At 65.1% G+C, this 11543-nt stretch carries 13 protein-coding genes; 9 read left to right on the top strand and 4 right to left on the bottom strand.

Annotated elements, in window-relative coordinates; translation table 11 throughout:
• Window positions 1-698 precede the first annotated feature (698 nt).
• From JQ591_RS12170 to JQ591_RS12160, 3 genes are all read left to right on the top strand, one after another.
• Window positions 699-1697, top strand: coding sequence for a hypothetical protein (locus JQ591_RS12170; RefSeq protein WP_211396214.1), 999 nt, complete (start codon window positions 699-701; stop codon window positions 1695-1697).
• A 107-nt stretch (window positions 1698-1804) separates the two neighbouring features.
• Window positions 1805-2401 (top strand): TetR/AcrR family transcriptional regulator, encoded by a 597-nt coding sequence (locus tag JQ591_RS12165; RefSeq protein ID WP_211396213.1) that lies wholly within the window; start codon window positions 1805-1807, stop codon window positions 2399-2401.
• Window positions 2402-2412: 11 nt separating this feature from the next.
• Complete coding sequence (locus JQ591_RS12160) at window positions 2413-2880, top strand: PaaI family thioesterase (RefSeq protein ID WP_211396212.1); 468 nt, start codon at window positions 2413-2415, stop codon at window positions 2878-2880.
• A 37-nt stretch (window positions 2881-2917) separates the two neighbouring features.
• Here the strand turns inward: JQ591_RS12160 and rplI are convergent, their stop codons facing one another.
• The 4 genes from rplI to rpsF all read right to left on the bottom strand — a co-directional run bounded on the left by rplI (window position 2918) and on the right by rpsF (window position 5450).
• Window positions 2918-3523, bottom strand: a complete 606-nt coding sequence (gene rplI / locus JQ591_RS12155) for a 50S ribosomal protein L9 (RefSeq protein WP_211396211.1) — start codon at window positions 3521-3523, stop codon at window positions 2918-2920.
• Between the two features lie 62 nt (window positions 3524-3585).
• The gene (locus tag JQ591_RS12150; RefSeq protein WP_211396210.1) at window positions 3586-4563 is read right to left on the bottom strand and encodes a DUF2232 domain-containing protein; all 978 of its coding nucleotides are present in this window, start codon (window positions 4561-4563) and stop codon (window positions 3586-3588) included.
• A 129-nt stretch (window positions 4564-4692) separates the two neighbouring features.
• Window positions 4693-4932: a 30S ribosomal protein S18 gene (gene rpsR / locus JQ591_RS12145; RefSeq protein WP_007592020.1), complete on the bottom strand. Its 240-nt coding sequence runs from the start codon at window positions 4930-4932 to the stop codon at window positions 4693-4695.
• A 5-nt stretch (window positions 4933-4937) separates the two neighbouring features.
• Window positions 4938-5450 (bottom strand): 30S ribosomal protein S6, encoded by a 513-nt coding sequence (gene rpsF, locus JQ591_RS12140; RefSeq protein ID WP_211396209.1) that lies wholly within the window; start codon window positions 5448-5450, stop codon window positions 4938-4940.
• Between the two features lie 353 nt (window positions 5451-5803).
• Here rpsF and JQ591_RS12135 point away from each other — a divergent pair, with 353 nt between their 5' ends.
• The 6 genes from JQ591_RS12135 to fabF all read left to right on the top strand — a co-directional run bounded on the left by JQ591_RS12135 (window position 5804) and on the right by fabF (window position 11433).
• Window positions 5804-6508, top strand: a complete 705-nt coding sequence (locus JQ591_RS12135; RefSeq protein ID WP_211396208.1) for a TetR/AcrR family transcriptional regulator C-terminal domain-containing protein — start codon at window positions 5804-5806, stop codon at window positions 6506-6508.
• 3 nt (window positions 6509-6511) lie between these two features.
• Window positions 6512-7537, top strand: a complete 1026-nt coding sequence (locus tag JQ591_RS12130) for a fatty acid desaturase family protein (protein ID WP_211396207.1) — start codon at window positions 6512-6514, stop codon at window positions 7535-7537.
• 173 nt (window positions 7538-7710) lie between these two features.
• Window positions 7711-8670: an ACP S-malonyltransferase gene (gene fabD / locus JQ591_RS12125; protein ID WP_211396206.1), complete on the top strand. Its 960-nt coding sequence runs from the start codon at window positions 7711-7713 to the stop codon at window positions 8668-8670.
• Between the two features lie 102 nt (window positions 8671-8772).
• Window positions 8773-9510 (top strand): 3-oxoacyl-[acyl-carrier-protein] reductase, encoded by a 738-nt coding sequence (gene fabG / locus JQ591_RS12120; RefSeq protein ID WP_007592006.1) that lies wholly within the window; start codon window positions 8773-8775, stop codon window positions 9508-9510.
• Between the two features lie 309 nt (window positions 9511-9819).
• Window positions 9820-10059 (top strand): acyl carrier protein, encoded by a 240-nt coding sequence (locus JQ591_RS12115; RefSeq protein WP_006020277.1) that lies wholly within the window; start codon window positions 9820-9822, stop codon window positions 10057-10059.
• 108 nt (window positions 10060-10167) lie between these two features.
• Entirely contained in the window at window positions 10168-11433 is a 1266-nt protein-coding gene (fabF, locus tag JQ591_RS12110; protein WP_211396205.1) for a beta-ketoacyl-ACP synthase II, read from the top strand.
• The last annotated feature ends 110 nt before the right edge of the window (window positions 11434-11543 follow it).

The following is an 11543-nucleotide window of genomic DNA, read 5'->3' as shown; positions in this document are numbered from 1 at the left end:
GAGGTCGTCCTGCACCTCGAATGAGGTTTGGGTCTCTTTGCTCATGGCGACGGTCTAAGCCAGGGCCGACGAGACTTATGTGAAGCAGATCACATCTCCCCGGATTCTTTCGGGGGTAGAGCCGGAACAGGCACGTGGGCGGGCGGTTGTCTCTCGCGATCGCCACCAGGGAACGAGGCAAGCGATGCGGCCAGAACGGCAGCTCCAGAATTGGCGAAGCGAAGCAGGCAGCCGACTTTGGCTGTCGGGGCTGATTGCGGCCATGGAGCACGCTGAGCGGCCGGAAGTGCGTTGCGAACCGGTCGGAGCTGAAACCCTTGCCCAGCTCAGGGCGCATTTGGCTCTGCCGGCCGCTTTCCGGCTATCCCCGGTCTCGACGCTCCGGCACTAACCCCTTCTCATCTGCCAGCTTCAGCCCCGGCCTGGCGCTGTCCTCACAGGCGTCTGCGGCGCTTCATAATGACCTTTGCGACGATGTGCCGCTTCCCGGCCGGCTGTGCCGAGGTCGCGCGAGGTCTTGTCCATTTCGAAATAGGCGCAGTGCTGTTGCGTCGTGTTCACAGCAGCTCTTCGAGGGCGCTTATTCACGCCCTTGCGCGCGGAGCCTGCTTCCATTCGCGGCTCAATCGGATAAAAGGTGACCCGCCGCCGCGCCGCCTGCCGGCTGCACCTCTCGGAATTCAATGGAGATGATGGGAATGTCGAGCCGAGCGCTCAGCCTCGCGACGGTATTGCTTTTGATCGGCTTCGGCGCGACCGATGCCGCCCTTGCGCAGGCGACGAACCTCGAGGCCGGTAAGGCCCCATCCCAGCTTTTCGCGCAGACCTGCAATGCATGTCACAAGAGCCCGCGCGGCCTGTTGAAGTCCGTGGCGCCGGGCTCGCTGCCGGGCTTCCTGCGTCAGCATTACACGACCAGCTCCGACATGGCCGGCGTGCTTGCCTCCTACCTCGTCTCCAACGGCGCCACCGATACCCGCTACCAGGCCAAGGACGGCAAGGACAAGAAGGACGGCGCCAAGGACAAGGAAGCCAATACCAACCCCGCGCAGTCCCCTGAACATCAGGGCCGCCGCCAGCGTTCCCAAGAGTCCGCCAAGCCGGAAGGCGAGGGTGCCGCTGCCCCGGCCGAGGGTGCGCGTCAGAAGCGCGCGGCGCGGCCGCCTGAAGAAGGAACGAAGGAAGGCGCGAAGCCCGAGGCTCAGGCCGCCCCCGAAGGGCGCAAGGGCAAGCGCGGCAAGCGCGGCAAGCCGGAGGGCGAAGAAGCGCCGAAAGTCGACGCCGCGTCGCCGGCCGCAGACGACAAGAAGAGCGAGCCGAAGGTCGAGTCCAAGCCCGAGACCAAGCCGGAGACCGCGAAAGGGGACTCCGGCGAGCCCAAATCTGACGGCAGCAAGCCGTCCGACAAGCCCGCCGAGGCCAAGCCGGAGAGCGCCAAGCCGGAGAGCGCCAAGGTCGAGCCGCGCGGCAGCGATACTCCGGCGCTGCGGCCCGATCCCGTGCCGCAGGTGACGCCGGCCGCACCGGCCGTCGCGAAGCCCGCCGAGCCGGCTTCGCCCAAGCCGGCGGAAGAAGCTGCTCCCAGGCCTGCCGCGAGCTCCGAACCGCCAGCGAAGTCGCAGGAGCCGGCGCCGCCCGCGACCGCTGCGGCGCCAGCTGAATCGTCCGGCCCACCGGCGCCGCCGATTTCGCGATAAGCGACCATATTCGCCAATCGACTTGCGAAGGCCGCGCTCTCGCGGCCTTCGCATCGTCTTGACCCCGATTAGAGTATTACTCTAGAGTTGTGCTCTAGGAGACGTTTATGACGGCAAGCGTGCGCGACGATTTGTTGGCGGCGGGGCTTTTCGTATTCGACCGCGTCGGCTTCGAAGCTGCCACGGTGGCTGCGATCCGCGCCCGGGCGCGCACCTCCAATGGCAGCTTCTTCCACGTCTTCGGCTCGAAGAAGGAGCTGGCCGGTGTGCTGTTCCTGGAGGTGCTCCGGCATTATCACGCCGCGATCCTGGCCGCGCTCGATCCTGTCCCCGACGCCGGGCAAGGCATCGATCGGCTGATCCGGGCGCATCTCGACTGGGTCGTCACCAGCCGGCGCGAGGCGCGCTATCTGTTCGAGATATCGCGCAGCGAATGGGGCGATGACGTTCGAGACGCCCAGCGCGCGCAGAATGCGCGCCTTGCCGAAGGCATCGAGCACTGGCGCGCGCCCCTGGTCGCGCGCGGCGAGCTCTTGCCGATGACGCCGGTGATGTTCGTCAGCCAGCTCATCGGTCCGGCGCAGATTTTTTGCCGCGCCTTCCTGTCGGGACGCGACCGCGCCGATCCGCGCGCCGAGACCGACACGTTGATCGCCTGTGCCAGCCGCGCGCTACGGCCGCCCGATCGTATCAACAATCAATAAGGAGAGGCCTCATGCGAGCCGAAGCAGATCTCGAATTCGGACCGATCGCCGAGCGCATCCACGCCAATGTCGGCCGGCAGGGTTTCATGAATCTGGTCGGCGCCGAGCTGTCCGAATTGTCGCGCGGCACCTGCACGATCGCGGTGCAACGCCGGCCGGAGCTGTTGCAACAGCACGGCTTCTTCCATGGCGGCGTCACCGCCTTCCTGGTCGACAACGCCACGACGATCGCAGCCGCGACCTCGCGCGGCCAGCCGGCGCTGACGGCGGAATACAAGCTCAATCTGTTGTCGCCCGCGGCCGGCGAGAAGCTGATCTGCCGGGCGAGGGTGATCAAGCCGGGGCGTCAGGTCTCCGTGGTCGCAGCCGACGTTTTCTGCGTCAGCGGCGGCGTCGAGAAGCATACGGCAACGGCGCTCGCCTCGATCGCGATGCTGAGCGAGGACGTCGCCGCCAAAACGAAAAGCCCGGCCGCCTGAGGCGGCCGGGCTTCGAAAGCCTGCGCGAATGCGAGGCTTACTTCTCGGTCTCTTCTGCAGCCGGCGCCGGCTCGGCGTCGTCCTGCAGGGCTTCCGGGTCGAAGAACTCGCCGGCGGCTGCGATCGCTTCGGCGGCAGCATCCCGGTCTTCGTTGCGGTTCGAGATGTCTTCGCCGCGGTTGATGCGCTCGGCCTCGTCCTGGCTGCGCGCCACGGTGACACTGATCTCGATCTCGACCTCGGGATGAATGGCGACCGTGATGGTGTGCTTGCCGATGGTCTTGATCGGCGCGTCGAGCTGAACCTGCGGGCGGGACAGCGAAACGCCGTCGGATTCGAAGGCCACCACGATGTCGCGCACGTTGACCGAGCCGAACAGCTGGCCGGCTTCCGACGCCTGGCGGATCACGATGATGTTCTTGCCCTGGATCTTCTCGGCGACCTTGGACGCCTCGCCCTTGGACTCAAGGTTGCGAGCCTCGAGATCGGCCTTCATGCCGTCGTACTTGGCACGGTTGTCGGCGGTGGCGCGCAGCGCCTTGCCACGCTTGAGCAGGAAATTACGGGCATAGCCGTCGCGAACCTTCACGACTTCGCCCATGTGACCGAGCTTGTTGACGCGTTCCAGCAAAATGACTTCCATATTCGTTCTCCTTTGAAGTGTTGAGTGAGTTGGATTTCGAACTTGAACTTTCGGACTTGAACTTAAGAGGTCGGCAGCGGCGGTGGCTGGCGCGTACGAAGGAAGCGTTCGCGGAGGCCGAACACCGCATCCGCGAGGCCGAGGATCACCATCGCCATGACGGGCCATCCGAACACGACCACGACGGCGTAGGTCGAGCCGAGCCAGAAGGTGCGGCTCTTCAGCGCCAGCGTCAGCGTATGCAGCACGGCAAAGCCGGTCAGCGCATATCCCATCATCAGCGCCGCCGTCGCGATCTGCGCCACGATCGCAAGCAGTCCGCCGGTGAAGCAGAAGGCGAGCGCGATGCAGAGCGCCACGAGCGTCATCGGCGGCAGCTCCGCCGTCATCAGGTCCGGCCAGGGGCGCCGCAGCCGGCCCGACGTCGCCGTCACCTTGGTGCTGAGCCAGAGATTGAGGGTCAGCGTCATCATCGCGACGATGGTGGCGGCGGCCGGCGCGATCCGCACCAGTGCGTCGACGAACTGGTCGGTCTCGCCGGAGGTCTGCGGGTCGGCGGCGCGGAGGAGGCGCATCAGGCCACGGCGCAGCGTGCCGGTGATGGTCTCGGCGTCGGTGCCGAGCGTGAGCAGGGCGGCGATCGTGGTCAGTGTGGCGAAGCCCGCAATCCACAGCAGGATGCGGCCGACCGGATACCACTCGAGCGCAGGTTCGGCCGGCGGCTCGGCGGCGGTCTCCGGCGCGGCGGGCCCCGCCTGCCGGCTGAGCAGGACGAGATGGCCGAGCCACCAGGCCGGCAATGCAACGGTGACGGCGAAGGCGATGCAGTAGGGCAGGCCGAACAGGGCGCCGAGGCCTAGCGCGGCGGCGATGCCGCCGAGGGTCGCGCAAAGCGGTCCCCAGCCGATCGAGGCGACCATCAGCGGCAGCGGTGCGAGATAGAAGAGGACGAGCGAGATCAGCGCGCCCGAAATGATCGAGGCGAACATCAGGGCCGACGCAGCGCCGGCGATCAGGGCTATCAGTCCAAAGGCCATCATCAGCTGTCCCGCTCCTTCCGAGCGGTTAGAGGCATTTCGCCCCAACCATCGGCGACCGGACGACCCGGAAGCCTTATGAGAAACTAGGTCGTACGGCCGGCGGCGCTGTCGCCGCCGGCCGAATTCGTCTTAGCGAATGACGTAGGGCAGCAGGCCCAGGAACCGCGCGCGCTTGATGGCGCGGGCGAGCTCACGCTGCTTCTTCGCGGACACCGCGGTGATGCGGCTCGGCACGATCTTGCCGCGCTCGGAGACGTAACGCATCAGCAGCTTGGAGTCCTTGTAGTCGATCTTCGGAGCATTCGCGCCCGTGAACGGGCAGCTCTTGCGGCGACGGAAAAACGGGCGGCGTGCACCAGCTTCAGCCATTGTTCTTACTCCCCATCCGTCGTGGTGGTGGTTGCTTCAGCGTCTTCGCGCGGACGGCGCGGACCGCGGTCACCACGGAAACCGCCACCTTCACGATCGCCGCCACGGAAACCACCCTCGCGGTCGCCACGGAAGCCACCGCCTTCGCGATCGCCACGGAAGCCGCCGCCACGGTCGTCACGCTCGCGGTCACGGTCGGCCTTGCGCATCATCGCGGACGGGCCTTCCTCGAGTTCCTCGACGCGGACGCTGAGATAGCGGATCACGTCTTCGCTGATGCGCTCCTGGCGCTCGATCTCGGCGATCGCCGCGGACGGCGCGTCGATGTTGAGCAGCACGAAATGCGCCTTGCGGTTCTTGTTCATGCGGTAGGTGAGGGAGCGTACGCCCCAATTCTCGGTCTTGGTGACCTTGCCGCCGAGACCCTCGACGATGCCGGTCATCTGCGCAGTCAGCTCTTCGACCTGCTGCGTGCTCGCGTCTTGGCGCGCGAGAAAAACATGCTCATAGAGAGCCATGGAAGTCCTTTCCTCATGTTGGCGCATCGCCCGGCGTCAAGCCCTTAAGAGGCCTTCGGAAAGGACTCTGGGATTAAGCTCAGAAGGCGGAAACACGGGACGACGGGCCGACTGGCCCTGCCACACCAAAATCACGAATGATTTGCTGAGACCGTCCGTTCAGCTCCCGGCCGGGGTCTGCGGATGCGCGCCTTATACGGATTTTGGCTGACTTGGCAAGGTTACGGCGGCGTTTTCGGCGCGGACGGTCCCGATGCGGCGGCCAGATCCACTGCCCATTACCATGCCGGACCACACCGGCTTGATTTATTTGTTTGTATGTCATACAAATAAATCAACGAGAGTGGACCCCAATGGCAGAAAAGTCGGCCCATGAGCCGTTCGAGGGGGCAGGCGACCCCAAGCACGCCGCCCGCGCCACGCGGTCGGCCGGCCGAAAAATGCGCTCGCTGCTGCTCGATGCCGCGAGCCCGCTGTTTCGGGAGCGGGGGCTGTCGGGTACGGCGATCACCGACATCGCAACCGTTGCGAACGCGTTTCCGAGCCAGATCACCTATTACTTCCGCACCAAGGAGGCGCTGTTCGTCGAATGCGCCTGCCGCGAGCTGCTGTATCTGGCGCGGGCGACCGAGCAGGCGGCGCTGAAGGCGCGCACGCCACGGGACTACACCCATGCGCTGGCTGAGACCGTGACCGCGAGCGATTCGGTGGCCTTCTTCGCCGAGGCGCTGACGCTGACGCGGCGGCGCCAGGATCTCGCGCCGCTGGTCGAGCGCACCATCGAGCGCCTGCACAGTGAAGGTGCGCGGGCCTATGCGAGCCAGGTCGCGCGGCACGGCTGGCGCTCCCTGCGCGCGCCCGACGAGAGTTCGCGGCGGTTCTGGGCCGTCGCCATCGGCGTCATCCTCGAGGGTTACGCCATGGGCCGTTCGCCCGAGGCGCTGTGCGCCGAGATGCTGCGCGTGCTGGGCGAACAGGCGAAATCCACTGATGACACTGCGCGGCTGCGCCTCGTCGACGCGCGCGACGCATCGAGTAATTCGAATGAGGAGGGTTAGGCCATGACCGCGCTTCGCATGCGTGCCCGCGATTTCCTGACCGACGACCAACTTGCCGACGTGCGCCAGCGCGTGACCTGGAAAGGCGTCGCTCTGATCGCGCACGCCTGGGCGCTCATCATCGCCGCAATTGCCTTGGTCGCGTGGTGGCCCAATCCGATCACCTATATCCTCGCCGTCGCCATCATCGGCTCGCGCCAGCTCGGGCTCGCGATCCTCATGCATGACGGCGCGCATGGCTGCCTGTCCGCCGACGAGAAAACCAATCTGACCTTGAGCCAGTGGTTCTGCGCCTATCCACTCTTCGCGGAGACGCGCAGCTACCGGCGTTATCACCTTCAGCACCATGCGCGCACCCAGCAGGAGGATGATCCTGATCTCGTGCTGTCGGCGCCGTTTCCGATCACGAAGCTGAGCTATCGCCGCAAGTTCATTCGCGACCTCACCGGGCAGACCGGCTACCAGCAGCGCAAGGCGCAGTTGCTCAATGCGCTCGGACCGAAGGACTGGTCGTTGCGGCAGCGCGCGGCGCATTTTTGGGAGAAGCTTGGCCCGCAATGTCTGGTCAATGGCGCGATGTTCGCAGCGCTCACGGCGGCCGGCGTGTGGTGGGCCTATCCGCTGCTATGGCTGGTGCCGCTCCTGACCTGGATGATGGTCATCACCCGTATCCGCAACATCGCCGAGCATGCGGTCGTGCCTGACAGCAGTGATCCCCTGCGCAACACCCGCACCACCTACGCCAATTTCCTCGAGCGCCTGTTCATCGCGCCGTACTACGTGAACTACCACCTCGAACATCATCTCTTGTTCTACGTGCCCTGCTACAATCTGCCGAAGGTTCACCGCCTGCTGAGCGAGAGCCGGCATGCGGGCCGCATGGAGGTGCAACCGAGTTACGCCGCCGTGCTGCGGCTTGCGACCGCGAAGCCGAACCGCGATGACCGGCCGGGGCAATTGGTCAACAGCGCGCGCCGCGCGCAGGCGGGGTCTGAGGTCGACGCCAACCAGACGGCCGGCGGATTTTAGGGGCCCGTCTCTCCAGTTGAATGGTGGTCGAAGTTCCTATCTTGGCTTGACATTCCGGCCCCGGACAGTGTCTACGGCCCCCTTTGGTGCATGATCCGGAACCATGGCCTAAGGCCGTGCGTAATCGGCTGCCGGTTCTCGCAGGGATCACGCCCGACAAGCAGGGAGCGCCGATGACGGCAGCATTCACATTTCCGGGGCAGGGTTCCCAGGCGGTCGGCATGGGCAAGGCCCTGGCCGATGCCTTTCCGGTGGCGCGCGCCGTGTTCGACGAGGTCGATGCCGCGCTGGGGGAGAAGCTGACGGCGACCATCTGGGATGGTCCGGCCGAAACCCTCCAGCTCACCGAAAACGCCCAGCCGGCCCTGATGGCGGTGTCTGTCGCCACCCTGCGCGTGCTGGAGGCCGAAGCCGGGTTTTCCGTGGGGCGGGATGCGGCCTTCGTCGCCGGCCACTCGCTCGGTGAATATTCGGCGCTGGCTGCGGCCGGCAGCCTGACCATCTCCGACACCGCGCGGCTGCTTCGCATCCGCGGTCTCGCAATGCAAAAAGCCGTGCCGGTCGGCGTCGGTGCGATGGCCGCTCTGCTCGGCCTCGACTACGAGGCCGCCGTGGCGGTCGCGGGCGAGGCCGCTCAGGGCCAGGTCTGCCAGGCCGCCAACGACAATGGCGGCGGCCAAGTGGTCGTCTCCGGCGACAAGGCCGCGGTCGATCGCGCCGTCGAGATCGCCAAAACCAAGGGCGCCAAGCGCGCGATGTTGCTGCCGGTGTCCGCGCCGTTCCATTGCAAGCTGATGCAGCCGGCTGCCGACGCGATGGCGGAGGCGCTGGCCAAGGTCACGATCAAGGCGCCGGCGAGCCCGCTGGTGTCGAACGTGCTGGCGAGCGCGATCACCGATCCCGACGAGATTCGCCGCCGCCTGGTTGAGCAGGTCACCGGCACCGTGCGCTGGCGCGAGTCGGTTGCCTATATGGCAGGGCAGGGCGTCACCCGTTTCTTCGAGATCGGTGCCGGCAAGGTGCTGACCGGCCTCGTCAAGCGTATCGCAGACGGTGCCGTCGGCGTTGCGGTTGGTGGTCCCAACGATATTGCTGCCGCCAGGGATGCATTGGCCGCTGCGAAGCAGGCCTGAAGCGCGATGGTTCGTCGTCGCGCTTGAGTTCTTTAGTTTACGCACGATCCTTTCGGAAAACCGCTGCGCACTTTTCCGGATCGTGCTTTGGAGGAGTTATCGATGTTCGATCTGACTGGCAAAAAGGCGCTCGTCACCGGCGCAACCGGCGGCATCGGCGGCGCGATCGCACAGGCGCTGCACGCGCAGGGCGCCACCGTCGCGATATCGGGGACGCGCAAGGAAGTGCTGGATGAGCTTGCCGGCAAGCTCGGCGAGCGCACCCATGTGCTGCCCTGCAATCTCTCCAAGGCCGACGAGGTCGAGGCGCTGGTGCCCGCTGCGGAAGCGGCGATGGGACAGGTCGACATCCTCGTCGCCAATGCCGGCATCACCCGCGACAATCTCTTCGTGCAGCTCCGTGACGAGGACTGGGAGGAGGTCATCAACATCAATTTGACCTCGACCTTCCGGCTCGCCCGCGCTGCCACCAAATTGATGATGCGCAAGCGCTTCGGCCGCATCATCGCCATCACCTCGGTGGTCGGCGTCACCGGCAATCCGGGGCAGGGCAATTATACCGCGTCGAAGGCGGGCCTGATCGGCATGATCAAGACGTTGGGTGCCGAATACGCCAAGCGCGGCGTCACCGCGAACTGCATCGCGCCCGGCTTCATCAAGACGCCGATGACCGATGCGCTCAACGACAAGCAGCGCGAAACGATTCTGACCAAGGTTCCGGCCAATCGCCTGGGGACGCCTGAGGACATCGCGGCGGCCGCCGTCTACCTGAGTTCGAACGAAGCGGCCTATGTCACCGGCCAAACCATCCACGTCAACGGCGGCATGGCCATGATCTGACGCCTCATGCCGCACCGCCCCCTTGGCGGTGCCGGATACGGCAAACGGCCGTTTCCGGAGCGAAATGAGGCTTGTAGTCAAGGCAATTGAAGTATGATAACCGGACCTTCAACGGATGGGCAAAGAACGCCATTGCAGGTTTTTGAAACCCTGTATATTGGCGATGCGGAGCCTTGGCTGTCATTCGCCGGGCCTGCATCGGTTAGGGTGGGGCCAGATCAAAGTTCGTAAGCGAAGGCAGTCAACGACCACGACGGCTCGTATCGTCCCGGGGGGTCGGGTCTACAGGGAACAACACGAGGTTATGCAATGAGTGAGATTGGCGAGCGGGTTAAGAAGATCGTGGTCGAACACCTTGGTGTTGAACCCGAGAAGGTTGTCGATGCTGCGAGCTTCATCGACGACCTCGGCGCCGACAGTCTGGACACCGTCGAGCTGGTGATGGCGTTCGAAGAAGAATTCGGTTGCGAGATTCCGGACGACGCCGCGGAAACGATTCTCACCGTCGGCGACGCAACGAAGTTTCTCGAGAAGAACGCGAAGAGCTAAGGCTCTTCATTTTCGCGGGGACAACATTGAAACCGGACGGACCGCCCAACAGCGGTCAGCCGGTTTCTTGTTATTGGCCGTGAATGTTTTGATGCGGAGTTTTCGGATATGAGGCGGGTTGTCGTCACGGGTCTTGGCATGGTTTCGCCACTCGGCTGCGGTGTCGAGCCGACCTGGAAGCGCATCCTCGACGGCGAAAGCGGCGCACGCAGGATCGAGAGCTTCGATGTCTCCGATCTTCAGACCAAGATCGGCTGCACGGTCGTGCGCGGCGACGGGACCAACGACACTTTCAATCCCGACATCTGGATGGAGCCCAAGGACCAGCGCAAGGTCGACGATTTCATCATCTTCGGCATGGCGGCAGCCAGCCAGGCGCTCGACGATGCCAACTGGCATCCCGAGACCGAAGAGGACAAATGCGCCACCGGCACCATGATTGGGTCCGGCATCGGCGGCCTCAACGGCATCGCCGAAACCGCGGTCCTGCTGAAGGAACGCGGGCCGCGCCGGGTCTCGCCGTTCTTCATTCCGGGCCGCCTGATCAATCTCGCCTCCGGCTATGTCTCGATCAAGCATGGGCTGAAAGGACCGAACCATTCGGTGGTCACGGCCTGCTCGACCGGCGCTCACGCGGTTGGCGATGCCGCCCGCCTGATCGCGCTCGGCGATGCCGACGTCATGGTTGCCGGCGGCGCGGAATCGCCGATCGGCCGCATCGGCATTGCCGGCTTCAACGCCGCGCGCGCGCTCTCGACAGCCTTCAACGACACGCCTGAGAAGGCCTCGCGTCCCTACGACAAGGACCGCGACGGTTTCGTGATGGGCGAGGGCGCCGGCGTTCTGGTCCTGGAAGAGCTCGAACACGCCAAGCGCCGCGGCGCGAAGATCTATGCCGAGGTGATCGGCTACGGTCTCTCGGGCGATGCCTACCACATCACCTCGCCGTCACCCGACGGCGATGGCGGCTTCCGCAGCATGGCGGCGGCGCTCAAGCGCGCCGGCCTCACCGCATCCGATCTCGACTACATCAACGCGCACGGCACCTCGACACCGCTCGGTGACGAGATCGAGCTCGGTGCGGTCGAACGCCTGCTCGGCAATGCCGCCTCCAAGGTCGCGATGTCCTCGACCAAGTCGTCGACCGGTCATCTCCTGGGCGCGGCCGGCGCGATCGAGGCGATCTTCGCCATTCTCGCGATTCGCGATAATGTGGTGCCGCCGACCATCAACCTGGACAATCCGTCGGTCGAGACTGCGATCGATCTCGTGCCGCATAAGGCGAAGAAGCGCGAGGTCAACGTCGCGTTGTCGAATTCTTTTGGTTTTGGCGGTACCAACGCGTCGGTCATCTTCCGGCGTCTGGTCCATTAGTTTGTTGTTGCGACGAATCCACCGTTTTGCCGTATTCGGCGATAGTCATGGAAGCGGGCGCGTGCATTTGGCTCGGCAAGCGATTGTCAGGTCGCGATTGAACCGGCAGG

The sequence above is a fragment of the Bradyrhizobium canariense genome, assembly GCF_018130465.1.
GTDB lineage: Bacteria > Pseudomonadota > Alphaproteobacteria > Rhizobiales > Xanthobacteraceae > Bradyrhizobium > Bradyrhizobium canariense_C.
Note: the sequence above shows the minus strand (reverse complement) of the source record. Positions and strands in the feature narration are given on the sequence as shown.